The sequence below is a fragment of the Mycobacterium sp. DL440 genome (assembly GCF_011745145.1).
Lineage (GTDB): Bacteria > Actinomycetota > Actinomycetes > Mycobacteriales > Mycobacteriaceae > Mycobacterium.
Window position 1 is genome coordinate 5,152,184 of record NZ_CP050191.1, and the last position, 26,113, is coordinate 5,178,296.

A 26,113-nucleotide genomic window follows, 5' to 3' on the forward strand; every position below is an offset into this window, starting at 1 on the left:
AAGCCTGAGAGTCGGCAGATTCAAGGGTCCTCCTGTAAGCCGGTCCCGAACTGTTGACTGACTATAGTCAACGATTCGCCGGCTCGACAGGGGCCCCGCGAGGTAGGCCTACGGCGTCAGGCTGCGCATGGTCCTGACCACGTAGTCGTCCAGCAGGGCGTCGCGGGTCGGCCAATCGTTGGTGGTGATCAGCAGGGCGTAGAAGCCGAGCAGGAAGAAGACCGCACTGTTCCAAGGGTTGACGTCGGCGGCGACCTCGCCCTGCTGCTGGCCCGCCTCGATCTCGCGCGCCACCCCGGAGATCACCGGGTGCTCCTGACTGTCCGACGCAGGGGGACGAGTCTGCGAGAAGTGCAGGGCGAGAAAATCTTTGAACAGGATGCCGCCGAGCCGGCGTTCCAGGCCGACAACCAGCCGCATCGACTCGCGCAGCCCATCCTCCAGGCTGTGCGGTTTCTTGAGGAATTGGGCGTACTGCTTGGCGATGCGCACTTCTTCGCGCTGCTCGAGTTCCAGCAGCACATGCTCCTTGGTGGGGAAGTGGAAGAAGAACGTGCCGTGCGCGACACCCGCCGCAGTCACGATCGTGCCCACGTCCGCTTCCGCCATCCCGGCACGCTTGAACTCGGCGATCGCCGCACCCATCAACCGCTCACGCGTCTGCAGGCGCTTCGCCTCGCGCGCAGACAGCCCGTCTGCCACAGCCATTCCATTCCTTCGTGTCGACCGGACTCAACGAGCCCGACTCACCCGAATCTATCCCGTGGCCGCATCGCGCAGGATCTGTTGCAGCCGGTCCAACGGATCACCGACGGTCGGGTCGAGCCGATTCCGCGGCTGTGTGGTGGGCGTACCCGCCGTTGCCGGAGGCGGTGGCTGGGCGACCGGAGGAGGGGTGGACACCGGTGGCGGCGAGATCGCCGAGGCGGCGTCGATCTTGCTGTTCAACCTTCCCAGCGCGTCGTTGCGGATGGCTCGCCGATCCGGGTCCGGGTCATTGTTGCCCGCGAAGCATCCGCCGGCGGCCCTTTCCACCACATCCCGGGCGGCCAGGTAACGGGCCACTGCCAGTTCAGGCTCGGCCGCCGCAATCGCCCGGTCGCCGAGGGTCTCACGGACAAGCTCCAGATCCACCCTGGCCGAACATGACTCATCGGCGCCGAGTCGGGCCACTGCCGCCCTGAAATGTCGGTCGGCGTCGTCGAGCCGGTTCTCCAGAACAGCCAGAGCGCCTGCGGCATGTTCCGCCTTGCCCGGCTGGACGATATCGAGCACCCGAAGCCTGGCCACGTCGCCTGCCATCGCCTCGGTATCGCGGTCGGCGAAACTGTTAGCCGCTGAGTGGCCGATCACCACCACCGACAGCAGCTTGACGACGGCGATCAGCACTACCAGCACCACCGGTGCCGAGTAAAGCAGCAGCCTGCGCCGCACCCGGTTCATGTTCCCGGCTCCAGATCGATCGACTGCATGCGACGGAATCCCCGCAGCACCAGATAGAGCTCGATCAGGATGAGCAGCGCGGCGACCCCGGCGAAAACCCAGTACAACTCGACGGCGGCGCGGTCCGGAACAGCGACGGGGCTCTGGCTCGGACTCTTGTCGGCGGGTAACGCAACCTCCAACGGTGTCACGCCGGCCCGCGGCACGAACGGCACGCCGATCTGCTCGGCGACTCCCCGCAGCGCCTGGGTGCCGGCATTTCCGTAGCCCAGCACCGCGCCGCCGTCCACGGCATCCTCGGGCAGCTCGAACTCCCGTTGCGGCGCTTGTGAATCGGGCGCGCCGGCGCCGAGATAGAACACCAGGTTCTGCGCCCTGGGGAACTGCTGTACCGCGCTGATCAGCTGGTAGCGCAGCACGCTGGCGGCCGCGCCGACATTGGCGCCCGGCGTCGCCGCGTACGCGTCCGTCGCGGCCAGCACCGGCCGCAGACTCCAGGTATCGGCCGACAGCGGCCACACCACCGACGGGCGATCGGCGAAACCGATCAGGGCGAACCGGGCGTCGGGATACCGTTCGATCAGTGACGCGACATCGTCGCGGGCCGCCGCCATCCGGGACCGGCCATCGGCGCCACGCTGCGACATCTCCGGCGAACGGTCCAGGAGCACAAAGATGTTGGGGTCCCGGTCGCCGGCCGGCCGGGGCACGGCATCGTGGCTCCCGCCTACGGTGGGGCCGAGCGCTGCCACCAGTAGGAGTACGCCGGCCGCGGTCAGCGATGACCAGCGCCACACCGAGGCCCAGCCACCACCCTGCGCCCTGACCCGCCCGAACGTGAGCACCCGCGCCGCGACGAGCACCACCGTGAGCACCGCGAGTAGCAGTGGCGGCAGGACCGGTTCCAGGCTCATTGCCGCATCACCACCGGCCACCACCACAGCACTGCCAACGCCAGCAACGCCAGTACCACGGGCACCGCCGGGGTTTCGGCGGAGACGACGTCCGCGGTATCGCCGGTCGTTCCGGCCTGCGGCGGATGGTCCCGGATCTGCGTCAGATGTTCGGCTGTATCGCCCGATCCGAACCATCTCCCTCCGGTGCTGCGCGCCAGGTCCGCGACGGCCCCCTCACCGGATCCGAGCGTGATCGCATTGACCTGAACCCCTGCCGTCACCGCCAGGTCCCGGAGGCGATCCTCGGTGAACAGCGGTACTGATTGCCCTGAGTCGGGCAGGGATTCGGGGCCGACGTAGATCAGCGAACGTCGCTGCGCGGATTTCTCCTCGAAGGACGGGAAGCCGGTCAGGCACATGGCCAGCACGTCCTGGACGCCGGCGGCGTAATCGACGTAGGACACCGGTGCCACCAACGGCCTGGCACCGTCCTGCCGGCCGACCGCGGCGAATTGTGCTGCGGCGTACTGATAATCCCGGGTCATCGGGATGACGCGGCGGTTTGCCGAGGTCAGCCCGATCCGCTCGGTTCCGAAGGTGCCGGCCCGCTCGGCGAAATACTGCAGGGCGGCGCTGACTGCCGGGTCGGTCACCGGGGCGCCGGCGCACACCATGATGTCCTCCGGTGTCGCCACCTGGGTGGTGCGGGTCCACGACGGCAGCCCGGTGGGACGCGCGGCAGCCAGAACGGATCCCGCGAAGGCGGCCGTCAGCAGCACCATGGCGACTACGGCGGCGATGGTCCGCAGCCGCGCGGTCCGCACGTACTCGGGCAGTCGGGTGAGCCGCCCGGTGTTGGCCAGTGGCCTGAGCCGCTCCGGGTCCATCGGTTGCCGCAACAGCAGGGCGAGGCCCACGCACCCGGCGAGTGCGAGGCACCCGGTGATCGCCACCACCCACCAGATCAGGTCCATCCGCGGATCAACTCCTCGGCGGTGTCGCTGGCCGTGCCGGCATCGAGCGCCGAACGATGGTTGAACTGAATGTCGGTGAGCTCGGCCAGGATCGGCGCGGCTGGTGCAGCCGAGCTTTCCGCGATGGCGTCGACCTGCAGGTACTGGGCCTGCACCCCGGTGGCGGCGTGCAGGAAGGCGCGGAGTTCCCGGCTCAGCGCCGCCCCGGTGCCCGCTGCGCTCAGATTACCTGCGCGGTAACGGTTTCCGATGCGACGGACCGTGCGGGCCGATCGGCGCCGTAGGAGTTCCCCCCGTGCGGCACCGACCATGGGCAGGTCGCGCACCGAACGGCGCCGCGATGTCAGCACGAAGACTGCCGCATACCATGCGCACAGCAGCAGGATCAGGCCGATCGCGGTCCACAGCCACACCGGCGAGTAGGGCGTCGGACCGATCACATGGCGCAGCAGGTCATCCGGCACGGGCGTACACCCCGGTCATCGCTGTCAAGGCGGTCCGGATCCGCAGACTGCCGGGGATCCTGGCGTGTGGTATCCGCTGCAGGGTCAGAAACTCGGAAAGCTGTTCGCGCCGTCGCGCTTCGGCGCGCAGGTAGGCCTCGACGACGTCACGGTCCAGGTCGGCCAGGATCGGGCGGCCGTCAGCGATCTCGTAGCTGCGGCCGGTGTCCCGGTGCCCGCTCAACGCGGGCATGTCGCCGATCAACGCCCACAGCACGTCGTGGCGGGCGGTCAGCGGGCGCAGCACCTCGGCCAACCGGTCGGTGACCTCCGGTTCGTCGGACACCACGAAGATCAACAGCCGGTGCCGGTAGTGGCGGGCCACCCATTCGAGCTGAGCCAGGATGTCGCTTGGGCCGGGGTGATCGGTGGCGTGGTGATGGAACCGGTGCAGCATGCTCTCGATATGGGTCTCGCCGCGGCGCAGCCGGATGTCCACGGTGCCGCGTTGGTCGCCGAGCACCATCGCGATTTCGTCGGACCGGGGCTGCGTCATCAATCCGATCCCGCCGATGATGTTCAGCGCCACAGTTCTTTTCAGCTCGCCGGACGGCGCCAGTGCGCCACTGTTACGGCCGGCGTCGGCGACCACCAGCACCTTGTGGTGCTTTTCGGAGACGAACCGCTTGATCAGCGTGTGCCCGGAGCGCGCCGTGGCCTTCCAGTCGATGTCGCGGACATCGTCGCCGGGGACGTAGGGCCGCAGCTCGTCGAACTCCAGGCTGCGGGTATGTACCAGGGCGTAGCGGCCACCCTCGAGCAGACCGCCTGCGTCGCGGCCGACATACGCCTTGGCGGAGTCCAGATACCTGCCCATCGCGGCCTCACGGGACCTGCACCGCACGCAACACCGCGTCGACGATGCCATCGGGGGTGACCCGGGCGGTGGCCGCCTCGAACCCGAGGATCAGCCGGTGCCGCAGCACGCGGTGCGCCAAGCGGGCGATGTCGTCGGGAACCACATGGTCGCGGCCGCGCAGCACTGCCAGCGCCCGGGAAGTCCGGCAGAAGGCCAGCGTGGCCCGCGGGCTGGCCCCGTACTCGATCAGCCGCGCCAGGTTCGCCGGCAGGTAATGCCCGGGTTCGCGGGTGACGGCGACCAGTCGGCCGGCGTACTCGACGAGCGCGCGATCCAGGTACACCGACCGAACGATGGATTGGGCGCGACGCACGTCGTCGATCGTGACGACCGGATCCGCGCGGTGATCCCGGTCGTAGAGACCGGCGTCCATCCGGGCGGCGATCTCTACCTCCTCGTCGATCGAGGGGTAGCCCACGATCTCCTTGAGCATGAACCGGTCGGTCTGGGCCTCCGACAGCGGATACGTGCCTTCCTGGTCGACAGGGTTCTGGGTGGCGATGACCAGAAACGGTTCGGGAATGGGATATTCGACGCCGGCGATCGTGGTCTGGCGTTCCTGCATAGCCTCCAGCATGGCGCTCTGGGTCTTGGCGCTGGAGCGGTTGATCTCGTCGAGCAACACGATGTTGGCGTGCACGGGGCCCAGCTGCGTGGCGAACGAGTTGTGCGCGGCCTCGTAGATCTGGGTGCCGATGATGTCGCTCGGCAACAGATCGGGTGTGCACTGGATGCGCCGGAAACTGGCGTCGATGGACTCGGCCATCACCCGGGCCGCGGTGGTCTTCGCCAACCCGGGGACGCTCTCGATCAGCAGGTGTCCTCCGGCGAGCAGCGCCACCAACATCGATTCGCGAAGGTGATCCTGCCCGACCACCCGGGAGGAGAATGACGAGGTCACCGCGCCCGCGATGCGCTGGGCTTCGGCGGCGTCGCGCTGGTCAGCCTGTAATCGCGGTGCCGTCATGCGTCCTTCCTGTATTCGCCCTCCCCCGGCGTATGTACCCAGAGTTTGCCGAAGTCATGCCGGCGCGGCCACCAGAACCAACGGCCCAGCAGCACCGCGATCGGCGGCACCACAAAGGTCCGCACCAGCAAGGTGTCGATCAGCAACCCGATGCCGATGGTCGATCCCACCTGGGCGATCGTCACCACAGTGGTACCCAGCATCGCGAACATGGTCAACCCGAACACGATTCCGGCGATGGTGACGACACTGCCGGTTCCGGCGAAGGCCCGGATCGTCGCGATTCGGACGCCGGCCGCGGCCTCGTCACGCAACCGCATCGCCAGCAGCAGGTTGTAGTCCGCTCCGACGGCGACCAGGGCGATGAAGGCCAACGCGGGCACGGCCCAGTGCAGCGGCTGACCGAATAGGAACTGCCAGGCGGCGACGCTGGCCCCGAGCGCCGACGCGTAGGAGATCGTGACCGTGGCCAGCACGACGATCCCGGCGACGGGGCTGCGCAACATGCCTGCCACGATGATGAAAATCAGCACCAGCGTGGCGATCACGAGCAGGGTGAAGTCGTGCTGCACGTAGTTGATGAGTTCTGCGGTCGCGGTTCCGACACCGGTGAGGTCGACGACACCGCTGGCCGCGAGCGGGGTGTCCTTGAGTGACTCGGCGGCGGCGATGCGGATCTCGGTAGACCGGTCCGCACCGTCCCGCCCCCAGGACTCACCGTCGCCGTAGACCAGTAGCCGGGTCGCGTGGCCGTCCGGGGAGAACATCATATCCATCACCCGCCGGTACTCCGGATCGTCGAACGTCCTTGGCGGAAGGTAGAACCCGCCCTCAGAACTGCCGTCGAAATCAGTGCTCAGCTGTGACAGGTAGCCGGTCATCTGCTGCATCTGCGGCCCGACGCTGCCCAGGCTGGAGCGCAAGGTGGCGGTGAGGCCGCGCAGTTGGGTCAGCACTGCGCGCATCGTCGCCACCCCCTTGGCCGCGCCGTCTAGTGAGTCGGTGGCGCTGGCGGCACCCTCTTGGAGCGCACCTGCGCCGCCGGCGAGGGTGCCTGTCGCACTGACCGCGTCGTCGAGCGGCGTCACGATCTTCTGCACGGCCGCACAGATCGGGTTGGCCGCACAGTCGGGGTTGCTGTTGACGAATTGGCGGAGCGGATCGGCATATCCGGATACCGCCTGCAGGTTGCCCTGCAGCCCGGACATGCCCGCGCCGATGTCCTGTGAGCCGGCCCCGACCCGGTTCAAGCCGTCGACCGCACCGGTCAACCCGCGTTGCATGCCGTTGAGCGCGGCGTCGAGTTGTCCGATGGTAGCCGCGACGGTGTCCACGGAGTCCATCCCGTTGAGAGCGGATTGCGCTGTGCCGTCGAGTTGTTCGCCGATCTGGCCGGCCTGGTAGGTCAACGTGCCCTGGCGCACCGGGGTGCCGGCGGGCCGGCTGGCCGACTGCACGGTGCGGACCCCGCGCACCTCGAGGACCTTTCTGGTGACCCTCTCGACCGAGATCAACCCGGCCGGTGTCCGCAGGTCCCGGTCGGCCTGGATCGAGATGATCTCGGGCAACAGCCGGTTGTCCGGGAAGCGGCCGTGGACCGCCTGGTAGCCGCGACTGGATTCGGTGCCGGCCGGCTGTGCGGACAACTCCGAGAAGCTGACCTTGGCGCCGAGCAACGGCACCGTGCAGACGGCCAGCGCGCCAACGGCAACCACCAGGATCGGCCCCGGCCAGCGGGCGACGGCGGTGCCGATCTTGCGCCACCGGCGGTTGACCCGCGCTGCGCGTGGGTCAACCCACCCGCGCCGGCTGAACAAGCCGATCAACGCCGGGGTCAGCGTCAGCGCACCCAGCATCGCCGCGAGAACACCTATGCCACTGGGTATCCCGGCGCTGCGCAGGAAGTTCACCTTGGCGAAGGTCAGGCAGAACAGCGCGGTGGCGATCGTGGCGGACGACCCGGCGATCACCGGCGCCACCCGGCGGTAGGCGTCGGCCAGCGCGTCCGGCGGCGGCACGCCCGCGCGCCGGTTCTCGTGGTAGCGGCCGAGCAGGAAGATGCCGTAGTCGGTCCCGGCACCCAGCACCATCGCAGACATCAATGCGACCGAGAAGACCGACACCTCGATCACACCGTGCTCGCCGAGCAACGCGACCACCGGACGCGCGACCGCCAGAGACAGTCCCACCGAGGCCAGCGGCACAGCCGCAGCGATCGGCGAGCGGTACACGAACAGCAGGAGCGCGGCGATCATCCCGACCGTCAGCACCGTGATTCGCGCCAATTGTGCATCCAGAGCGCCGAATTCATCAACCAGGCTGGGTCCCGGCCCGGTGACGTGAGTGCGCAATCCCTCCGGCGGATTGACCACATCGACGGCGGCGCGCAGTGCAGCCACGGCGTCGGTGGCGGTGCTGCTACCCAATTGACCCGACAGCCTTGCCATCAGATAGGCCGCCTTGTGGTCCAGGCTTTCGAATACGGCTGCGGCAGCAGGGTCGTCCCACAGATCCATGACCGATTCGACGCCGGGCGTATCGGTGCGCAACCGGTCGGCCAGCACCCGGTAATAGGCGCGGTCGGGCTCCCCCAGTGTCCGGTCCGCATCGAGGACGACATAGGCGATGTTGTTGCTGTCGGAATCCCCGAACAGCGTGCCCATCCGCTGCGCTGCCTCCGTCGCGCCGGAATCCGTCGGGAAGAACGCCCGGGACTGCTCTTTCACAACGTGTTCGAGTTGGGGCACCGCGATGTTGCCGAGGCCGGCCAGCACCGCCCAGGCCGCGATTACCAACAGTGCGTACCTGCTCGCAGCTCGGGCAACAGTCTCCAGCATGGCTCCCCCACCATCAATAACAATGTTATTGGCAGGTATAACATTGTTATGGCAACATGTCCACGACGATGGACACCATGGGAATTCGCGAGCGCCTGATCGAGGAGAGCCTGCAGGTCCTCGAGGAGAGCGGGCCGGAGGCACTCAGTGCGCGCATGCTGGCCACGCGGATCGGCGCGTCGACGATGGCGGTCTACACCCACTTCGACGGCATGCCCGGCTTGTATGAGGCGCTCGTGCGGGAGTCGTACACCCGGTTCGGCGAGCATCTGAGCCGACGCCCGGACACCGAGGATCCGGTAGCCGACCTGCTCGCCTCCGGACTGGCCTACCGCGAGTACGCGCTCACCTATCCGCAGCGTTACCGACTGATGTTCGGAATCACCTCACCGTCCATCACGCTGCCGATCGGCCGTGACGTCACAGTCGACGGCCATCCGGCGGCCCTGTCCGAGATCAACTCGGTATACGCCCAGATCCCGGCGTTCGTGCGGCGCTGCATGGACGTCGGCGCCATCGACGAGGGCGATCCGGTGGCTGTGGCCGCCCAGATCTGGACCATGATGCACGGCTACGTCCTGGCCGAGATCATCGGAGTTTTCGGCACCGACGGCGGGGGCGTCGCCCGGGTACTCGCACCGCACATCACCAACCTCCTGGTCGGCCTCGGCGGCGATCGAGAACGTATCCAGGAGTCTTTTCAGCGCATGGAGGCACCCCCGGCACTGCCGCGCCCACCCGCTGCCGCGCCCACGACCGAAACCTCGAAGTCGGCCAGGCCGGGGCGCCGGGCCCGGCCTAGCCACCGGGCTTGAGCATGACCTTGATGGCGCCGTCCTGCTTCTTCTGAAAGATGTCGTAGCCGTGCGGGGCCTCGTCGAGCGGCAGGATGTGGGTGGCGAAGCCGTCGACTCCCAACGGGTCGTCATCACCGAGCAACGGCAGGATGTCACCGACCCACTTCTTCACATTGGCCTGCCCCATGCGCAGCTGGACCTGCTTGTCGAACAAAGTCAGCATCGGCAGTGGATCGGCCATGCCGCCATAGACACCGATCACGGAAATGGTGCCGCCACGCCGCACGATGTCGATCGCCGAGTAGAACGCATCGAGTCGGTCCACGCCGGCGCTCTGCATCAACGGCTTGGCGATCGCGTCGGGCATCAGCGCGGTGATTTTCTGCAGGGTTGAGGCCACCGGCGAACCGTGCGCCTCCATGCCGACGGCATCGATCACCGAATCCGTGCCGCGACCGTCGGTCATGGACCGCACCGCATCACCAACTGATCCATCGAGTGAGGTCAGATCGATGGTGGTGATGCCACGCATATCGGCACGGGCCAGTCGTTCCCGAATGCGGTCCACGGCGATCACCCGGTACCCGAGGTGCTGGGCCACCCTCGCCGCCATGTCACCGATCGGCCCGAGGCCGAGGACGGTCACCGAGCCGCCGTCAGGGATCCCGGCATACGCCACCGCCTGCCATGCGGTGGGCAGCACATCGGAGAGGTAGACGAACCGCGAATCCGGTGGCCCGTCGGGCACCTTGACGTGGGTGAACTGAGCCTGCGGCACCCGCAGGTACTCGGCCTGGCCGCCGGGGATGCGGCCGTACAGCTCCGAGTATCCGAACAATGCCGCACCCATGCCCTGGTCGCGGACCTGGGTGGTTTCACATTGCGTGTAGAGATGCTGATCGCACATGAAGCAATGGCCGCACGAGATCTGAAATGGGATGACCACGCGCTCGCCCACCGACAAGTTCTGAACTTCCGGGCCCACTTCCCGCACGACGCCCATCGGTTCATGGCCCAGGATGTCGCCCGGATGCATGAAGGCGCCCAGCACCTCGTACAGATGTAGGTCCGAACCGCAGATATTGGTCGAGGTCACCTCGATGATCGCGTCCGTGGGCTCTTCGATCTCAGGATCCGGCACGGTGTCTACCCGCACATCCCGCCGGCCGTGCCAGGTAACGGCTTTCACAGGTCCTCTCCCATCGCTAGATGTCGCAGGTGGGGGCTACCCCGCCGGCCTGACGCCAAACCGGCGCGAGGTGACCGAGAATGGGTTGATGACGCCGAACTGGGAGGGTTTCGACGGATTCGTCGGGCTGCTCGACTACCCGATGCTCGTCGTGACGGCACAGGCCGACGACGGACCGGCCGGCTGCCTGGTCGGGTTCACCACGCAGGCGAGCATCGATCCACCCCGGTTCCTGGTGGGGGTGTCGAAGAAGAACCACACCTTCGCGGCCGCGGAGGCGGCCACCCACCTCGGCGTGCACCTGCTGGCCCGTGACGACCTCGAATTGGCCCGCTGGTTCGGCGGTCAGACCGGGGATGAGATCGACAAGTTCGCCCAGTGCCGCTGGCACTCCGGACCCGCCGGGACGCCAATCCTTGATGCCGCACCGGCGTGGTTCGTCGGCGCCGTCCTTGAACGTGTCGACCTCGGAGACCACATGGGCTATCTGCTGAATCCGGTTGCCGGACAAGCCCCCGACGAACCCCAGCCGTGGATCAGGCTCAGCGACGTGGCCGATCTCAAGCCCGGCCACGAGGCCTGAGGCTACTTCCAGGCGAAGACCGGTTGTTCGAGTTCATCGACCGGATCGGTTCGGCCCTCCAGCGCCAGCCACCGCAACTGCAACAGCACCGCGCCGGTCGGCGCATGGATCAGATCGTTGCCCAACGGAATCTGCACCACCGGGCGCGGGCTCTCCGGAATCGTGATGAACCGCGGCGAATCCGCGCGCTGCAGCTGGTGCAAGCCCACCCGATACGCCGCCACCACCTCGTCGGGGGACGGACGCAGGTCGAGCCGTCCGCCGCCCCAGACCACCACCGGGGTGATGACGTAACCGGAGCGGGTCGGGTAATCATCGAGCAGTCCCAGCACCGCCGTGTCGGGCAGGCTGACCCCGACCTCCTCGTCCAGCTCCCGCAGCGCGGCCTCGACCGCGGTCTCACCCGGGTCCAGCCGTCCGCCGGGCAGCGCCCACTGCGCAGCGTGCGACGAGAGCCGGGAAGTCCTGCGGCACAACAGAAATGCCGCTCCACCGGACACGTCGACCATGCGGCCGTCGAGCCCGGGCTCCGGCATCGGGCGGCCGTCGATCCATTCGTCGACCGGAGCCGGATCCACCCGGTCCTCACCGACCTCGGAATCGACCAGGACCACCGCCACGGCCGCGTGCCGCTTCGTCGGGTCGGTCACGGCGCGGCGTTCATGCCCCGCCAGATGCACCCCGATCCGGTCCCGCAGCGCTTCGTCATAGGCGATCGTCACCGCTCGACCATATGCGGGACGCAGGCGATACGACCGGCGAGGTCACACCGCCTACTGGTCCGCCTTGCGGGTCTGCTGATACAGCGTGAGCTTCCACACCCCGTCAACCCGGTGGTAGACGCTGGACATGGCGCCGACGAACGCGGGCCCGTCCCCGTCGCGGTAGGCCGTGCCGGTGTAGACCAGGGCGGCATTGTCGTCATCGAGGACGATGAGGTGCACGCCACTGATCTCATAGGCGCGCCACGGCGGAGATTGCGCGAGCGCGCTGACGACGGTGTTGCGGTCCATCACCATGCCATTGGCGAGCACCATGACGGCGTCGGGCAGCATCACCTCGCCGTAGAAATCCGCGCCGGTCGACTCGCACAGCGAATCCCACCCGGCACGTTCGATGTGCAGGAGTTCGCCGAGAACTGGACTGGTCACCGCTACGTGATACCCGTTACGCCGGCCTGGTATGCCTGGGCACCACTGTTAAAACAGTGGTAGAAGTGACGTGTGGGTGTCCGTAAGGTATCGGCCCTCGCGGGCATCGCAGCAGTGACTGCGGCCGCCGCGGTGGGCACGATCGCGACGCCCAAGGCGATGCCCTCAGCCTCAGCCGCTCCGGATTGTCCCGACATCGAAGTGGTCTTCGCTCGGGGTACCGACGAACCCGCCGGCATCGGCAATGTCGGCAAGGCGTTCGTCGACACGCTGCGCCCCATGGTCAAAGGCTCAACAATCGGCACCTACGCGGTGCAGTACCCCGCGTCGTGGGACTTCATGAAGGCCGCAGCCGGAGCCACCGATATGAGCAAGCGCGTCCAGGCCACAGCGGCGCGGTGCCCCAAGACCAAGATCGTGATGGGCGGCTACTCGCAGGGCGCGGCCGTGGTCGACGTCGTGGCCACCTCACCCGTCGGCGGCCTCGGCTACAGCGCCCCACTGCCCGCCGCGGTGGTCCCGCGCGTCGCCTCGGTCGTCGTGTTCGGCAACCCGTCGGCGCGGCTCGGCCAGCCGCTGACCCGGATGAGTCCCGACTTCGGCGCGAGGACCGCGGACCTGTGCAACGCCAACGACCCCATCTGCTCGCTGGGCCGAGACTGGAATGCGCACGTCAGCTATCCGAAATCGGGCCTGATCAAACTCGCCGCGCAATGGGTCACGCGTCACGTCCAGCCGCCGCCTCCAGCGCCCGCTGCTCGGCGCTGACGACCGGATAGAGCCGGTGGGATCCGGGAAGGCCCTTGAGTTCCACTTCGCGCGCCGCGCCAAGGGCGATGTCGTCCAGATCCCTGACCGCGTCCCCGACCGGTTCGCTGACCAGGATCTCTCCACCGTCGGCCTGACCGGCAACCCGCGCGGCCATCGCGACGTCGAGCCCGAACAGGTCGTCACCGCGGCGCACCGAGGTGCCCATGTGCACGCCGATCCGCACCCGGATTTCCTGCCACCGCTGCGGGTTTTCCGCGAGGGCACGCTGCACGTCGGTGGCGAACCGGACCGCGTTCTCCGGGTCGGCGAACGCGATCATGAATCCGTCGCCCTGGGTCTTGACCACATGACCACCGTGCTTGTCGACACGCGCCTGAACGAGCTTGTCATGCTTCTCCAAGAGCTTCACCCAGGCCCGGTCACCCATCGCGGCGTTGTACCCGGTCGAACCTTCGATGTCGGAGAACACGATGACGACCCGGCCGTCAGCGGTCAGCCGTGCCAGATCCGGGCGTTCCACCTGGGCCCATCCGGCCAGATCCTCGATGGAGTTGCGCACTGTTGCGCCCAGCCCCTTGTTGATCAGCATGTCCGCGGTCTGAAACACCGTCTTGATCGCAAACGGCGCAACGCCGCGACGGCGCCTCCGCCGGCGGTCTTCGTCCTCGAGCTTCATGCTCTCGATCTCACGCCGGGCCGTAATCAGCTGCCGCCGGCTCACGATGAACAACACCAGGAACGTGGCGAACGCCGCGAACAGCACGACGACGATCACCAACAAGACGAACTCAAGGGTGGTCGGCATCGGCACCCGCTGATTATCCGGCACGCGCCGGTCGCCCACCCCACCGGCACATGTCACATTCCATCGAGTTGAGGTGTCTCGAGGGTGTAGTCACCGACAACATAGGAGTGCGCCATGGATGCTCGTTTGAACCTGTTCGAGAACCCGACCGCCGTCAAGATGCTCAAGCACGTCACCTCGGCGGGCAAGGTGATCACGGACTCGACACTCCCCGACACAACGCAGCAACTGGTGGCGCTGCGCGCCAGCCAGATCAATGGCTGCGCATTCTGCACCGACATGCACACCAAGGACGCCGTGCTCGCCGGGGAGACCCCGCAGCGGCTGCACCTGGTCGCCGCGTGGCGGGAGGCAACGGTGTTCACCGAAGCCGAACGCGCGGCCCTGGAACTGACCGAGCAGGGCACCCGGATCGCCGACGCGGCGGGCGGGGTCAGCGACGAGGTGTGGGCGAACGCGGTCAAGCATTACGACGAAAATCAACTGACCGCGCTCGTGTGCCTGATCGCCTTCATGAACACCGTCAACCGCTTGAACGTGATCGTCCAACAGCCCGCCGGCGACTACCAGCCGGGGCAGTTCGGATAACAGCGCGCCACCGCATCCCATTCGGCGTACGTGCCTGCCACTAGGCCGAGGATTACGGCCACATGCTGGCTGTAATCCTCGGCTTAGTGTGTGGGTACCGGCGCGCCGAGACATCTGTGCCGGATGGGACCGTGGCCGACCGGGACGAACGGCGGTACCGGCGAACTGGCACGCTGGTTACCAACATGACCACTCCCCTGCTCGACGACCCGAGCGACCTGTCGGCGCTGCACGCCAAGGGCAACGATGCCGACACCCTGTTCACCGATTTCGCGGGCTGGGCCGAAGCCAACGGCACCACCCTGTACCCCGCGCAGGAGGAGGCGCTGATCGAAGTGGTCAGCGGGGCGAACGTGATCCTCGCGACGCCGACCGGCTCAGGCAAGTCACTGGTGGCCACCGGAGCGCTGTACGCGGCACTGGCCGCCGGTCGCCGGAGCTACTACACCGCGCCCATCAAGGCGCTGGTGAGCGAGAAATTCTTCGCGCTGTGCGACGTGTTCGGCGCGGCCAACGTCGGGATGCTCACCGGGGACGCGTCCGTGAACGCCGACGCCCCGATCATCGCCTGTACCGCCGAGATCCTGGCCAACCTGGCACTGCGGGAAGGTGCCGACGCAGACATCGGCTTCGTGGTGATGGACGAGTTCCACTTCTATGGAGACCCGGACCGCGGCTGGGCGTGGCAGGTGCCGCTGCTCGAACTTCCCAACACCCAGTTCCTACTCATGTCGGCGACGCTGGGTGACGTCGAATTCCTGCGCAAGGACCTGACCCGGCGCACCGGGCGGGAGACGGCACTGGTGGCCGGTGCGCAACGGCCGGTGCCGCTGTTCTACTCGTACGCCACCACACCGATGCACGAGACCATCGCCGACCTGCTCGACACGTTGCAGGCGCCGATCTACGTCGTGCACTTCACCCAGGCCTCCGCACTCGAGCGGGCCCAGGCGCTGATGAGCGTCAACGTCAGCACCAAAGAGGAGAAGGCCGCCATCGCCGAGATGATCGGTGGTTTCCGGTTTTCCACGACCTTCGGGACCACGCTGTCGCGGCTCGTGCGGCACGGCATCGGTGTCCACCACGCCGGGATGCTGCCGAAATATCGCCGGCTGGTGGAACAGCTGGCCCAGGCCGGGCTGCTCAAGGTGATCTGCGGTACCGACACCCTCGGCGTCGGCATCAACGTGCCGATCCGCACCGTCGTGTTCTCCGCCCTGTCCAAGTACGACGGCACCCGGACGCGGTTGCTCAACGCCCGCGAGTTCCACCAGATCGCCGGACGGGCCGGGCGTGCCGGATACGACACCGCGGGCACCGTGGTGGTGCAGGCGCCCGACCACGAGGTGGAGAACCTCAAACAGTTCGCCAAAGTCGCCGACGATCCGAAGAAGCGTCGAAAGCTGGTGCGGCGCAAGGCCCCTGAGGGCATGGTGCCGTGGGGCGAGAACACCATGACACGGCTGATCGACGCCGCCCCCGAGGCATTGACCAGCAACATGCGGGTGTCGACAGCGATGATTCTCGATGTCGTCGACCGCCCCGGTGACCCGTTCGCGGCGATGCGTCGCCTGCTCACCGACAATCACGAACCACGCAAACGTCAGCTGAGGCACATCCGGGAGACCGTCGGCATCGCCCGGTCCCTGCTTCAGGCCGGCGTGGTGGAACGGCTTGCCGAACCCGAGGCCGATGGCCGGCGCTACCGGCTGACGGTCGACCTCCCGCCCGATTTCGCGCTGAACCAACCGCTGTCCACGTTCGCGCTGGCCGCGGTCGATGTCCTCGACCAGGAAGCCGAAACCTTTGCGCTGGATGTGGTTTCGGTGATCGAAGCCACTTTGGAAGACCCCCGCCAGATCCTGGCCGCCCAGCTGAACAAGGCCAGGGGCGAGGCGGTAGCGGAGATGAAGGCCGAGGGCATCGAGTACGACGAACGCATCGAACTGCTCGACGAGGTCACCTATCCCAAGCCGCTGGCCGAATTGCTGCAGCACACCTACGAGGTGTACCGGCAGACCAATCCGTGGGCGGCCGACGGGCACCTGTCCCCCAAATCGGTGGTGCGCGAGATGTGGGAGCGCGCCCTGACCTTCCGTGAGTACATCAGCGTCTACGGGCTGACCCGATCCGAAGGGGCGGTGCTGCGCTACCTGTCCGATGCGTTCAAGGCGCTGCGCTCAGGAGTACCGACGGCCGCGCGCACCGAAGCGCTGGCCGACATCGTCGAGTGGCTCGGCGAATTGGTGCGCCAGGTGGATTCCAGCCTGCTCGACGAGTGGGAGCAGCTGACCAGCCCGGATCAGCCTCACGATGTTCCGGTGGCGGTACCGGCCCGGCCGCGTCCACTGACAGGCAACGAGCGGGCGTTCACCGCGATGGTGCGCAATGCGCTGTTCCGGCGGGTGGAGTTGTTCGCGCGGGCCCGCTGGGACGAGCTCGGCGCACTGGACGCCTCATCCGGGTGGACGGCCGATCGCTGGGCCGAAGTCGGCGAGGAGTACTTCGACGAACACGCCGAGGTGGGCACCGGAGCCGACGCGCGGGGCCCGGCATTGCTGATCTTCGACCGACAGCCGCAGGTGTGGCGGGTGCGACAGATCCTCGAAGATCCGGCCGGAGATCACGATTGGGGCTTCGACGTGGAAGTGGACCTGGCGGCCAGCGACGAAGAAGGTGCCGCGGTGCTGCGTATCGTGGATGCGGGCCGGATGGGGTGAGCGCTTGCTGAACCCAATTTTATCGCGTACCCGGGGCCTTGCGGCAAGGCCCCGGTGATGGCGCACAATCGCTGGCCGACCCAAACCACGGATAAGCGAGGGAACTGTGGGGAACGTGCAAACTGACGGCCACGACATCGAAGTACAGACCGAACAGACCTATGTCGACGGGCTCTACACCCGCCTGGATGCCGAGCGCGTCCGGGTGCGTGGCCGCTACCGCACCGCACTGCGTGAGCACGGCGGCAGCGCGGTGGAACGTGACGCCGAGGTACTGGCGCTGGCCAAGGAAGGCAACCGGCTCGACGTGGCCGACAACGGCCTGTGCTTCGGTCGCCTGGAAACCATTGCCGGAGAACATCTTTACGTCGGGCGCCTGGGCATCTTCGATCGCGAGGACGATTACGAACCGTTGCTGCTGGACTGGCGGGCACCGTTGGCGCGGCCGTTCTACACCGCGACCGGGGCCAGTCCGGAGGGCATGCGCCGGCGCCGGCAGTTCCGCACTTTGGGCCGGCGGGTACTTGACCTCACCGACGAGGTGCTGGGCCGGCCCACCGAGGGCGACGAAGGTGATGCCGCACTGCTGGCCGCGGTGAACGCCCCGCGCGGCGAGGGCATGCGCGACATCGTCGCGACGATCCAGGCCGAACAGGACGAGGTCATCCGCAGCGAGCACACCGGCGTACTCGTGGTCGAGGGTGGCCCGGGCACCGGCAAGACCGTGGTGGCGCTGCACCGGGTGGCCTATCTGCTCTACACCCACCGGGAGCGGATCGAACGTCACGGCGTGCTGGTGGTCGGGCCCAATGAGGCGTTCCTGCACCACATCGGCCGGGTGCTGCCCTCGTTGGGTGAATCCGATGCGGTATTCATGACGCCCGGCGACCTGGCGCCCGGCCTCCATGTCACCGCCGAGGACGCGCCCGAGGCCGCCGAGATCAAGGGTTCACTGAAGATCCTCGACGTGCTGGCCGCCGCCGTGGCCGACCGCCAGGAGGTTCCCGACGAGCCGATCCTGATCGAGCTGCCCGACGTCACCGTGCGCATCGACGCCGAGACCGCCCAGTGGGCGATCGAGGAGGCCCGCGAAACCGGGCTGCCGCACAACGAGGCCCGGGCGACGTTCCGCGACATCGTCACCTACGTCCTCACCGAACGTGCGGTCGCGCGGATCGGCAAGGGGTGGTTGAGCCGTCAGGACAAGGCGGCGTGGGAGGAACTGCGGGCCAGTGTGGTCAGCGAACTCGACGACAACGCCGCGTTCGCTGCGGCGCTCGACCGGCTGTGGCCGATCCTGACCCCGGAGACCCTGCTGGCCCCGCTGTATTCGTCGACCGAAAGGTTGTCCGCGGCCGGAGCCGACCCTCGGTTGTTCCGCACTGACGGCAGCGCCTGGACCGTCTCGGACGTACCGCTGCTGGACGAGCTCGTCGACTTGCTGGGCCGCGACAAGGCGGCCGACGAAGCCGCGGAACGCGAACGGCGCGAGGAGGCCGCCTACGCCGCGGGTGTGCTCGACCTGATGATCGCCCGCGAGGATCTGATGGACGACGAGGATCACCTGCTGGCCAGCGACTTGATCGACGCCGAGGACCTGGCGGACCGGTTCGTCGAGCGCGACACCCGGGAACTGGCCGAACGCGCTGCAGCCGACCGGGATTGGACCTACGGTCATGTAGTGGTCGACGAAGCCCAGGAGTTGTCCGAGATGGACTGGCGAGTGTTGATGCGTCGGTGTCCACGCCGGTCCTTCACGGTGGTCGGGGATCTGGCCCAGCGCCGCTCAGCTGCCGGGGCCCGGTCCTGGGACACGATGCTCGAGCCGTATGTGCCGGGCCGCTGGATCTACCGGACGCTGTCGGTCAACTACCGGACGCCGGCCGAGATCATGGCGGTGGCCGGGGCGCTGCTGGCCGAGTTCGCGACCGGGGTCCAAGCGCCGGAGTCGGTCCGGTCCTGCGGGGTACAGCCCTGGTCGCGTCAGCTTGCCGTCGACGAAATCCCCTCGGCTGTCGAGAAATTCGTCCGGGAAGAGGCCACCCGGGACGGCACCAGCGTGGTGATCGGTCCGCCCGAGGTACCCGGAGCAGTGGCACCGTCGGAAACCAAGGGCCTGGAGTTCGACGCCGTGCTCGTGGTGGAACCCGCACGCATCCTGGCCGCCGGCGACCGCGGCGCCGCCGAGTTGTACGTCGCCCTCACCCGCGCGACGCAGCGCCTCGGCGTGCTGCACACCGAACCGCTACCCGAAGCGTTGACCGGACTCGCACATGCCTGACACCACGTGTGCGATCGTGGGCGGCGGGCCCGCCGGGATGATGCTCGGGCTGATCCTGGCCCGCTGCGGGGTGACAGTGACCGTCATGGAGAAGCACGCCGATTTCCTGCGCGATTTCCGCGGCGACACCGTGCATCCGAGCACCATGCGCATGCTCGACGAGCTCGGGCTGTTCGGCGAGTTCGACAAGATCGGCTACAGCAAGGTGGAGAAGGCCGAGTTCGGTGTCGACGGTGACGCGGTGACGCTCGTCGATTTCCGTCGGCTGCGCCAGCCCCACCCGTACGTGGCGATGGTGCCGCAGTGGGACTTCCTCGACCTGCTGGCCGACGCCGGCCGCAGCGACCCCAACTTCACCCTGCGCATGCGGACCGAGGTCACCGGGCTGCTGCGCGACGGTGAACGCATCAGCGGGGTGCGCTACACCGGCCCCGACGGCGACGGTGAACTGCGCGCCGATCTCACCGTCGCCTGCGACGGACGCACATCGCTGGTCAGGCGGGAGGCCGGGCTGAGTACCCGGGACTATCCGGTGCCGTTCGACGTGTGGTGGTTCCGCTTGCCGCGTACCGAGGATGGCCAGTACTCGCTGATCCCGCGTACGGCGCCGGGCCGGGCATTGATCATGATTCCCCGCTCCGGCTACTTCCAGGTGGCCTACCTGATCCCGAAGGGCAGCGACGCCGGGCTGCGGGCCCGGGGCCTCGATGCCTTCCGCGCCGAGCTCGCCGAGCTGATCCCCGAAGCCGATACGGACAAGCTCACCTCCTGGGACGACGTCAAGCATCTCGATGTTCAACTCAACCGGCTGCAGCGGTGGCACCGCGACGGCCTGCTGTGTATCGGCGATGCCGCGCATGCCATGTCACCGGTGGGCGGGGTCGGAATCAACGTCGCGATCCAGGATGCCGCCGCGGCGGCCCGCCTGCTGTACCAGCCGCTTCGCGAACATCGGGCCAGCCGGTCCGACCTGGCCGCTGTCCAACGTCAACGCAGCCTCCCCACCACGATCACCCAGGGTTTCCAACGCATCCTGCATCGTCAGGTGTTGGCACCGGTGATGGCAGGAGCCGAGATTGCCCCGCCGGGTGCGCTGCTGAGCATCGTCCGCAAGTTCCCCCAACTCACCGCGATTCCGGCGTACCTGGTCGGCACCGGGGTACGCCCCGAGCACGTCGCCGCGCCGGCCCGCCGATAGGTGCCGCGTGGGAGGCAAACAGAACCCCGAACAACGGCGACGCGAATTGTGCGACGCGGCAATCGGTCTGCTGGCCCGCGAGGGCATCAAGGGCGTTACCCACCTCAAGGTCGATCGCAAGGCCGGGGTTGCCGAGGGGACCACGTCGTTCTACTTCCGCACCAGCGCGGCGTTGGTACGGGCGGCGGCCGACCGCATCGCCGATCTCGACCTGGCCGATCTCACCGCGGCCACCGGCTCGGGTACCCATGGCGACGTGCGCGGTCTGGCCCGGCTGGTCATCCGGTCCGGTGCCGGGGCGCGGCTGGTCCGGAGCAAGGCCCGCTATGAGCTCGTTCTGCCGTCGAGTCGGGATGCCGGGCTGGCCGAGGCTTTCAGCCACAACGAGGAGCGATTCTTCGAATTGCACCGCAATGTCGTGGCTGGGCTCTGCCCGGCCGATACCGATCCGGCGCTGATCGACGAAAAGTCTTATGTACTGATGACTTTCATCAGCGGGCTGATGCTCGCCCTGGCCCGTGGCGACCGCACGATCACCTCGGATGAGCAGCTCCACGGCATCATCACCGCGATCGTCGCGGCGGCGCCGGCAAGCTCACATCGCGAAGGAGTAGCCGCCGTTGACCGGTAACGTCTGGCCGGTGATCCAGGAGCCGTGGTCGCTGGCCAGTAGCACCGCCAGATAGGCGACATCCTCGGGCAGGCCGGGCCGGCGGATCGGGTAACGCGACAGGATCGCCTTGGCCTGCGGGGAATCGGCCATCTCAGCCCACAGCGGTTCGGTGAGCGGGGTTCGCATGGTGCCCAACGCGATGTTGTTGGCGGTGATGCCGTGGCGGCCGTTCTCCAGCGCGATCGAACGCGTCAGGCCCGCGGCGCCGGCCTTGGCCGCCGCATAGACCGCGCCGCTGGCGTCCCCGGTTCGGCCGGCGTCCGAGACGATCGTGACGACCCGGCCCCAGTGCCGTTCCACCATCGTCGGCAGCACCGCACGCGTGCAATGAAGCACGCCATAGAGATTCACCTGCAGGAAGGGGTCCCAGTCGGCGGGCGTGGTGTCGGCGAACGGCATCCGCGCGGCGAATCCCTCGGCCCCGGCATTGCCCGCGTTGTTCACCAGAATGTCGACGGGTCCGGCCTTTTCGACCGCCTTGGTGACGGCCCGATAGTCGGTGACATCGAATGGCACCGCCACCGCGTCACCGCCCGCTTCGCGCAGCTCTGTGGCGACGGTCTCGGCCCGCTCGCCTCGGAGGTCATTGATCAGCACCGTGGCCTCGGCGGCAACGAAGGCATCGGCCAGTCCGCGGCCGACGCCCTGCCCGGCACCGGTGATCAACACCCGCCGGTGCGACAGATCGAATTGCAGCGTCATCGTCAGCGAGCTCTCCCGTGGTTCGGCATGATTCCGGACAACCTACCCCACAAAGTCTCTATATATGTAGAGTCCTGCACGCCGCCCCACGCAAGACCGAACGGAGCCCGGGTGAAATTCATCTTCAACCTGCCTCACATGCTGCGGTCGTGACTTCGACGTCGTGCACGGGATCGCCACCAGGCGGGTGGGCGAGGGCCATGCCGTACGGGAGGATCCCGATGCTCGGTCCGGCATGAGCGCACAGGAGATCGTCGACCGGCTGTGTTGGCTGGGAGAGCAAGGTGTCACCGTCAGCGCCGTGCCGCTCCCCGCCGTCAGCGGGGTCGACGAATATCTCGACTACGCCCAATGGGTGATCGAGGAGATCAGACCCAGCGTGCCCTAATCTAAAAAGCCCGGCCCTGAGGAGAACCCGATGAGCGACCACGACGTCCGGATGATCATTCTGTCGACCGACGACCTGGATGAGTCGATCCGCTTCTACAGCGAAACCCTGGGCATGCCACTGAAGTTCCGCGACGGCGCCCACTTCGCCGCGCTCGACGGAGGCTCTCTCACCCTCGCGCTGGCCACGTCAGTGGATCACCCGATCCCCGGCCAGGTCGTGGTCGGGATCAAGACCGCCGACGTGGACGGTGCCGCCAAGGCCATCGAGGCCAGTGGCGGCGGAATCATCAAACATCCCTACGACGACGCCCACGAGCGCCGCGCCGTGGTCTACGACAACAAGGGCAACGGCCTGGTGTTCTACAGTCCGCTGGCCCGCTAGCCTGCCGAAGCCGCGGCGTCGAGCAGGGTTTCGGCCAGGCGTGCCGCGGCCGGCGTCATCCGCTCCACCGGCGGGGCCGCGAGGTAGACCTGCCACACCGCCGGGTCGCGCAGCGTGACGGTCCGCAGATCACCGAAACGCCTGGCCTCGGACGGTGGCATGAAGGCCGTGCCCAGACCGTTGCCGACGAGTTCGGCGATCGCGGCGAACCCGGCCGGAACCTCGTACTGCGTCTGCGGTTGCACACCGGCGCGGTGGAACGCCTCGTCCATCAGGCGCCGCAGCCCGAATTCCGGCGGGAAGCCGACGAGGTCCTCGCCCGCCAGGTCCCCCAGCTCGAGGCGGCGACGACGTGCCAGAGCATGGTCGTCACGGCACACGAACACCATCGGCTCCTCGAACAGCAGCTTCATATCCAGCTGTGCCGGGAACCGGTTGGGCAGCGATACCAGGGCCAGATCCAGCGAGCCCTCCAGCAGAGCGGCCAGGTAGGCCGACGCGCCGGATTGGCTCAGCCGCAATCGCAGCCGCACGAACGGGTGGGCCCGGTGAAAATCGCCGAGCGCGCCGGCGACATCGACCGGCCCATAGGAGATCAGCGAACCGAATTCGACTGTGCCCATGAGAGCCCCGCGGAACTGGCCGGCAGATTCGGTGGCCGCACGGGCCGCGTGCAGCACCTCGTAGGCGTGGGGCCGGAAGGCCTCCCCCGCGGCGGTGAGGCTGATCCGTTGCCGCGACCGGTCGAACAATTCCACGCCGAGTTCGCGCTCGAGCTTCGCAACCGACGTCGACAACGCCGACTGCACGACATGCGCGCGTTCGGCGGCCCGAGTGAAACTCAGCTCGCCGGCCACCGCGATGAAGTGTTCGATCTGTCGTAACTCCACCGTGTCACTTTATCTATGTTGTCGATGAGGCTCATCCGATTCAATCGTTGGACTTGATGGCCAGGTGGCGGTGAAATGGACAACACGAGCCGGCGAGAAGGAGCAGCAGCGGTGAACGGTTTGAGCAGAAGGAATTTCGGCTTCCTCACGGCGGCCGCCGCCGGGGCGGCGACACTGGCTGCCTGTGGTACGTCCTCCACTCCGGCACCGTCGTCGGGGCCGGCTGCCCGGATCCCCTCGAAACCGTCGCACACCATGAACCCGGTCAGGCGGATCGACGCCGGCGATCTCAACGTCGGATACACCGAAGCCGGACCGGCCGACGGACGTCCGGTGATCCTGCTGCACGGCTGGCCCTACGACATCCACAGCTACGCCGACGCTTCGGCGCTGCTCGCCGAGAAGGGCTTCCGCGTCATCGTGCCCTATCTGCGCGGCTTCGGCTCGACCCGGTTCCGCTCCGCCGACACCGTGCGCAACGGCCAGCAGGCAGCGTTGGCTGCCGACGTCATCGCGCTGATGGATGCGCTCAACATCCCCAACGCTGTACTCGGCGGATACGACTGGGGTGGGCGCACCGCCAACAACGTTGCCGCACTCTGGCCGCAGCGCTGCGCGGGACTGGTCGCCGTCAGCGGTTACATCACCGTCAACCTGGCCGCCAACCTCAAGCCGCTGGCGCCGGAGGCCGAATTAGGTTGGTGGTACCAGTACTACTTCGCCACCCCGCGCGGTGAACTCGGCTACCGCCAGAACACCAGAGAGTTCAACCGGCTGATCTGGACCAAGGCCTCACCGCTGTGGCACTTCGACGACTCCACCTACGACCTGTCCGCCGCGGCGTTCGACAATCCCGACCACGTCGACATCGTCGTGCACAACTACCGGTGGCGGCTCAGCCTGGCTCCCGGCGAAGCCCGCTACGACGCCGACGAAGCACGGCTGGCCGGTAAGCCGCCCGTCACCGTACCGACGATCACGATCGGCTCCGAGTTCGACGGTGCGGCCAAGGACGGAGCCGGCTACCGCGCGCTCTACACCGGGCCCTACGAACACCGCGCTCTGGACGGCATCGGGCACAACGTGCCCCAGGAAGCACCCGAACAGTTCGTCGCCGCCATCGCCGATGTCAGCCGGATGGGCCGCTGAGACCATCGCTCAGGCGGTGCAGTCCCGTCGTCAGGGATACGGCCGTCCGGTCAGCTTTCGGATCGTGCGGACCTCACCCTCCCGGTAAGGCCGACCGTCAGCATGGAACAAGTCATGGAACCATACCGGCGGCGGCGATCGGTACGGCCGGTCCCACGAATCCCAGGGCAGGTAGGTCTGCGTTTTACCCGCCACCAGGCCCCAGTTGTACGCACCGACGTTGAGTCGTTTGGCGATGGGCAGTACGCCCTCGATCGTGCTGCCCTCCCCGCGCGCCAAATATTCGGTGCACAAGATCGGGCGTCCCATGGGTGCCAGCTCACCGATCCGTGCCTCGAAGCCGGCCGGTTCGTCGTAGCTGTGGAAGGTCAGCACATCGGAGAGGTCGAGCTGGAGCGTTGCCATCCGACTACGCGCCTTCGGGTCCGCCCACGGACCGTCCCACACACCGCTGGTCAACGGTTGCACGGGATTGACCGAGCGGGCCCAGCCGAAGACCTGCGGCAGCAACTCCTCGACCAGGGTGACCTTGTCCTGCCGCTCTACGTCGCGGTACGTGGCCGACGGATTGTCCGGCTCATTCCACAGGTCCCACCCCAGCACCCGCTCGTCACGACGGAACTGGCTGATCACGCCGATGACATACTCACGCAACGTTCGCCGGTACCGGCGATCGTCCAGGTTCGCCGCACCTGGGCCCTGCACCCACACCGAGTTGTGTATCCCCGGACGCGGCCGGCGCTGGCGCCCCAGCCTGGGAAACGGATCCCAGCAGGAATCGAACAGCACGAACAGCGGTTTGATGCCGTGACTGGCGGCCAGAGCAACGAATTGTGCCAGCCGACTCTGAAAGCCCACACGGTCCTGGGCCCACAGCTGGTCATGCAGGAAGACCCTTACCGTGTTGAACCCGGCCAACCGGGCGATGCGTAACTCGCTGTCGATCTGCTGCAGGTCATAGGTTTCCGGCTGGAACATCTCCAGCTGATTGCCCGCGTTCGACGGAATGAAATTGGCGCCGACCAGCCAACCCTGCTCGGCGTACCAGCGGTGCGCCCGCTCAGGTGACCAGCGGGCCCCGTGTCCGTCGATCTGCGCATCGGCCCGCGGCGCCCTCCCCAGGGCTGCGGCGACGGTCATGACCAGCGGGACCTTGAAGGCTGCCCGACGGGCTATCCGGCCATGTCCACCCTGCCTGATGTGCTGCATCGAAATACCAATCAACCTGGCTTCCTTAAGATTTCGTTTCCAACATCGGCACTGTCGGGTTTGCGCGTGGTCAATCTGACTACCACTCGAGGTGTACCCGACTGCGACCCAGGCTGCACACCACGGCGCTGTGGTTTGGGCTGACCGGCGGGGCAC

The 26,113-nt window shown here is 67.4% G+C and carries 25 protein-coding genes and 1 pseudogene; 11 read left to right on the top strand and 15 right to left on the bottom strand.

The window, feature by feature from the left end:
* Nucleotides 1–108: 108 nt before the first annotated feature.
* Genes HBE63_RS25140 through HBE63_RS25175 form a run of 8 tightly spaced genes read right to left on the bottom strand, consistent with a single transcriptional unit; the run spans nt 109 to nt 8,479 of the window.
* Nucleotides 109–708 (bottom strand): TetR/AcrR family transcriptional regulator, encoded by a 600-nt coding sequence (locus tag HBE63_RS25140; RefSeq protein WP_166907264.1) that lies wholly within the window; start codon nt 706–708, stop codon nt 109–111.
* A 48-nt stretch (nt 709–756) separates the two neighbouring features.
* Nucleotides 757–1,443, bottom strand: a complete 687-nt coding sequence (locus HBE63_RS25145; RefSeq protein WP_208301206.1) for a hypothetical protein — start codon at nt 1,441–1,443, stop codon at nt 757–759.
* On the bottom strand, nt 1,440–2,357 hold the full coding sequence (locus tag HBE63_RS25150; RefSeq protein WP_166907267.1) for a VWA domain-containing protein: 918 nt from the start codon (nt 2,355–2,357) through the stop codon (nt 1,440–1,442). Before HBE63_RS25150 ends, HBE63_RS25145 begins: the two co-directional genes overlap by 4 nt.
* Entirely contained in the window at nt 2,354–3,313 is a 960-nt protein-coding gene (locus tag HBE63_RS25155) for a hypothetical protein (RefSeq protein WP_166907268.1), read from the bottom strand. The genes HBE63_RS25150 and HBE63_RS25155 overlap by 4 nt, the downstream gene beginning before the upstream one ends.
* Entirely contained in the window at nt 3,304–3,777 is a 474-nt protein-coding gene (locus HBE63_RS25160; protein WP_166907270.1) for a hypothetical protein, read from the bottom strand. The genes HBE63_RS25155 and HBE63_RS25160 overlap by 10 nt, the downstream gene beginning before the upstream one ends.
* Complete coding sequence (locus HBE63_RS25165; RefSeq protein ID WP_166907271.1) at nt 3,767–4,633, bottom strand: DUF58 domain-containing protein; 867 nt, start codon at nt 4,631–4,633, stop codon at nt 3,767–3,769. Before HBE63_RS25165 ends, HBE63_RS25160 begins: the two co-directional genes overlap by 11 nt.
* A gap of 7 nt (nt 4,634–4,640) precedes the next feature.
* Nucleotides 4,641–5,642, bottom strand: coding sequence for a MoxR family ATPase (locus HBE63_RS25170; RefSeq protein ID WP_166907273.1), 1,002 nt, complete (start codon nt 5,640–5,642; stop codon nt 4,641–4,643).
* A complete protein-coding gene (locus HBE63_RS25175; RefSeq protein WP_166907275.1) occupies nt 5,639–8,479 on the bottom strand; it encodes an RND family transporter in 2,841 nt (946 codons plus the stop codon). Before HBE63_RS25175 ends, HBE63_RS25170 begins: the two co-directional genes overlap by 4 nt.
* A gap of 56 nt (nt 8,480–8,535) precedes the next feature.
* Here HBE63_RS25175 and HBE63_RS25180 point away from each other — a divergent pair, with 56 nt between their 5' ends.
* A complete protein-coding gene (locus HBE63_RS25180) occupies nt 8,536–9,294 on the top strand; it encodes a TetR/AcrR family transcriptional regulator (RefSeq protein WP_166907276.1) in 759 nt (252 codons plus the stop codon).
* Here the strand turns inward: HBE63_RS25180 and HBE63_RS25185 are convergent.
* Nucleotides 9,278–10,465, bottom strand: coding sequence for a zinc-dependent alcohol dehydrogenase (locus HBE63_RS25185; RefSeq protein ID WP_166907278.1), 1,188 nt, complete (start codon nt 10,463–10,465; stop codon nt 9,278–9,280). The genes HBE63_RS25180 and HBE63_RS25185 overlap by 17 nt on opposite strands.
* Nucleotides 10,466–10,553: 88 nt before the next feature.
* On the opposite strand from HBE63_RS25185, the gene HBE63_RS25190 reads away from it, so the two are divergent.
* Nucleotides 10,554–11,048 (top strand): flavin reductase family protein, encoded by a 495-nt coding sequence (locus tag HBE63_RS25190; protein WP_166907280.1) that lies wholly within the window; start codon nt 10,554–10,556, stop codon nt 11,046–11,048.
* A 2-nt stretch (nt 11,049–11,050) separates the two neighbouring features.
* Here HBE63_RS25190 and HBE63_RS25195 read toward each other — a convergent pair whose 3' ends face one another.
* Together HBE63_RS25195 and HBE63_RS25200 are read right to left on the bottom strand one after the other, a co-directional pair.
* Nucleotides 11,051–11,770 (bottom strand): CoA pyrophosphatase, encoded by a 720-nt coding sequence (locus HBE63_RS25195; protein ID WP_166907281.1) that lies wholly within the window; start codon nt 11,768–11,770, stop codon nt 11,051–11,053.
* A 51-nt stretch (nt 11,771–11,821) separates the two neighbouring features.
* Nucleotides 11,822–12,199, bottom strand: coding sequence for a nuclear transport factor 2 family protein (locus tag HBE63_RS25200; RefSeq protein WP_166907282.1), 378 nt, complete (start codon nt 12,197–12,199; stop codon nt 11,822–11,824).
* Between the two features lie 159 nt (nt 12,200–12,358).
* Here HBE63_RS25200 and HBE63_RS25205 point away from each other — a divergent pair, with 159 nt between their 5' ends.
* Nucleotides 12,359–12,967, top strand: a complete 609-nt coding sequence (locus HBE63_RS25205; RefSeq protein WP_243858781.1) for a cutinase family protein — start codon at nt 12,359–12,361, stop codon at nt 12,965–12,967.
* Here HBE63_RS25205 and HBE63_RS25210 read toward each other — a convergent pair.
* Nucleotides 12,918–13,775 carry an adenylate/guanylate cyclase domain-containing protein gene (locus HBE63_RS25210; protein ID WP_208301207.1) on the bottom strand — a complete coding sequence of 286 codons (858 nt, stop codon included), beginning with the start codon at nt 13,773–13,775 and terminating at the stop codon, nt 12,918–12,920. The genes HBE63_RS25205 and HBE63_RS25210 overlap by 50 nt on opposite strands.
* Nucleotides 13,776–13,889: 114 nt before the next feature.
* Here HBE63_RS25210 and HBE63_RS25215 point away from each other — a divergent pair, with 114 nt between their 5' ends.
* The 5 genes from HBE63_RS25215 (at nt 13,890) to HBE63_RS25235 (ending at nt 21,193) form a co-directional block, all read left to right on the top strand.
* Entirely contained in the window at nt 13,890–14,363 is a 474-nt protein-coding gene (locus tag HBE63_RS25215; RefSeq protein ID WP_166907285.1) for a carboxymuconolactone decarboxylase family protein, read from the top strand.
* A gap of 185 nt (nt 14,364–14,548) precedes the next feature.
* A complete protein-coding gene (locus tag HBE63_RS25220) occupies nt 14,549–17,083 on the top strand; it encodes an RNA helicase (RefSeq protein ID WP_166907287.1) in 2,535 nt (844 codons plus the stop codon).
* A gap of 115 nt (nt 17,084–17,198) precedes the next feature.
* On the top strand, nt 17,199–19,364 hold the full coding sequence (helR, locus tag HBE63_RS25225; protein ID WP_166907289.1) for an RNA polymerase recycling motor ATPase HelR: 2,166 nt from the start codon (nt 17,199–17,201) through the stop codon (nt 19,362–19,364).
* A complete protein-coding gene (locus HBE63_RS25230) occupies nt 19,357–20,562 on the top strand; it encodes an FAD-dependent oxidoreductase (protein WP_166907291.1) in 1,206 nt (401 codons plus the stop codon). Before helR ends, HBE63_RS25230 begins: the two co-directional genes overlap by 8 nt.
* Before the next feature lie 7 nt (nt 20,563–20,569).
* Nucleotides 20,570–21,193, top strand: coding sequence for a TetR/AcrR family transcriptional regulator (locus HBE63_RS25235; RefSeq protein WP_166907293.1), 624 nt, complete (start codon nt 20,570–20,572; stop codon nt 21,191–21,193).
* On the opposite strand, the gene HBE63_RS25240 is transcribed toward HBE63_RS25235, so the two are convergent.
* Nucleotides 21,158–21,937 (bottom strand): SDR family NAD(P)-dependent oxidoreductase, encoded by a 780-nt coding sequence (locus HBE63_RS25240; protein ID WP_166907295.1) that lies wholly within the window; start codon nt 21,935–21,937, stop codon nt 21,158–21,160. The two genes, HBE63_RS25235 and HBE63_RS25240, sit on opposite strands and share 36 nt — an antisense overlap.
* 145 nt (nt 21,938–22,082) lie before the next feature.
* On the opposite strand from HBE63_RS25240, the pseudogene HBE63_RS25245 reads away from it, so the two are divergent.
* Both HBE63_RS25245 and HBE63_RS25250 read left to right on the top strand, forming a co-directional pair.
* A pseudogene (locus HBE63_RS25245) lies at nt 22,083–22,325 on the top strand (LLM class F420-dependent oxidoreductase); the annotation flags it as partial.
* A gap of 30 nt (nt 22,326–22,355) precedes the next feature.
* Nucleotides 22,356–22,709, top strand: coding sequence for a VOC family protein (locus tag HBE63_RS25250; protein ID WP_029109183.1), 354 nt, complete (start codon nt 22,356–22,358; stop codon nt 22,707–22,709).
* Here the strand turns inward: HBE63_RS25250 and HBE63_RS25255 are convergent.
* Nucleotides 22,706–23,599, bottom strand: coding sequence for a LysR family transcriptional regulator (locus HBE63_RS25255; RefSeq protein ID WP_166907297.1), 894 nt, complete (start codon nt 23,597–23,599; stop codon nt 22,706–22,708). The two genes, HBE63_RS25250 and HBE63_RS25255, sit on opposite strands and share 4 nt — an antisense overlap.
* Before the next feature lie 75 nt (nt 23,600–23,674).
* Between HBE63_RS25255 and HBE63_RS25260 the strand changes: the two genes are divergently transcribed.
* Nucleotides 23,675–24,748, top strand: a complete 1,074-nt coding sequence (locus HBE63_RS25260) for an alpha/beta fold hydrolase (RefSeq protein ID WP_166907299.1) — start codon at nt 23,675–23,677, stop codon at nt 24,746–24,748.
* Between the two features lie 30 nt (nt 24,749–24,778).
* On the opposite strand, the gene HBE63_RS25265 is transcribed toward HBE63_RS25260, so the two are convergent.
* On the bottom strand, nt 24,779–25,924 hold the full coding sequence (locus HBE63_RS25265) for a 1,4-beta-xylanase (RefSeq protein WP_166910192.1): 1,146 nt from the start codon (nt 25,922–25,924) through the stop codon (nt 24,779–24,781).
* Between the last annotated feature and the right edge of the window lie 189 nt (nt 25,925–26,113).

Coding starts and splice junctions, on each gene's coding strand:
- HBE63_RS25250 (WP_029109183.1), top strand. CDS start 22,356: ATGAGCGACCACGACGTCCGGATGATCATTCTGTCGACCGACGACCTG.
- HBE63_RS25190 (WP_166907280.1), top strand. CDS start 10,554: ATGACGCCGAACTGGGAGGGTTTCGACGGATTCGTCGGGCTGCTCGAC.
- HBE63_RS25260 (WP_166907299.1), top strand. CDS start 23,675: ATGGACAACACGAGCCGGCGAGAAGGAGCAGCAGCGGTGAACGGTTTG.
- HBE63_RS25145 (WP_208301206.1), bottom strand. CDS start 1,443: ATGAACCGGGTGCGGCGCAGGCTGCTGCTTTACTCGGCACCGGTGGTG.
- HBE63_RS25150 (WP_166907267.1), bottom strand. CDS start 2,357: ATGAGCCTGGAACCGGTCCTGCCGCCACTGCTACTCGCGGTGCTCACG.
- HBE63_RS25180 (WP_166907276.1), top strand. CDS start 8,536: ATGTCCACGACGATGGACACCATGGGAATTCGCGAGCGCCTGATCGAG.
- HBE63_RS25215 (WP_166907285.1), top strand. CDS start 13,890: ATGGATGCTCGTTTGAACCTGTTCGAGAACCCGACCGCCGTCAAGATG.
- HBE63_RS25165 (WP_166907271.1), bottom strand. CDS start 4,633: ATGGGCAGGTATCTGGACTCCGCCAAGGCGTATGTCGGCCGCGACGCA.
- HBE63_RS25205 (WP_243858781.1), top strand. CDS start 12,359: ATGCCCTCAGCCTCAGCCGCTCCGGATTGTCCCGACATCGAAGTGGTC.
- HBE63_RS25155 (WP_166907268.1), bottom strand. CDS start 3,313: ATGGACCTGATCTGGTGGGTGGTGGCGATCACCGGGTGCCTCGCACTC.
- HBE63_RS25220 (WP_166907287.1), top strand. CDS start 14,549: ATGACCACTCCCCTGCTCGACGACCCGAGCGACCTGTCGGCGCTGCAC.
- HBE63_RS25170 (WP_166907273.1), bottom strand. CDS start 5,642: ATGACGGCACCGCGATTACAGGCTGACCAGCGCGACGCCGCCGAAGCC.
- HBE63_RS25210 (WP_208301207.1), bottom strand. CDS start 13,775: ATGCCGACCACCCTTGAGTTCGTCTTGTTGGTGATCGTCGTCGTGCTG.
- HBE63_RS25230 (WP_166907291.1), top strand. CDS start 19,357: ATGCCTGACACCACGTGTGCGATCGTGGGCGGCGGGCCCGCCGGGATG.
- HBE63_RS25140 (WP_166907264.1), bottom strand. CDS start 708: ATGGCTGTGGCAGACGGGCTGTCTGCGCGCGAGGCGAAGCGCCTGCAG.
- HBE63_RS25175 (WP_166907275.1), bottom strand. CDS start 8,479: ATGCTGGAGACTGTTGCCCGAGCTGCGAGCAGGTACGCACTGTTGGTA.
- HBE63_RS25240 (WP_166907295.1), bottom strand. CDS start 21,937: ATGACGCTGCAATTCGATCTGTCGCACCGGCGGGTGTTGATCACCGGT.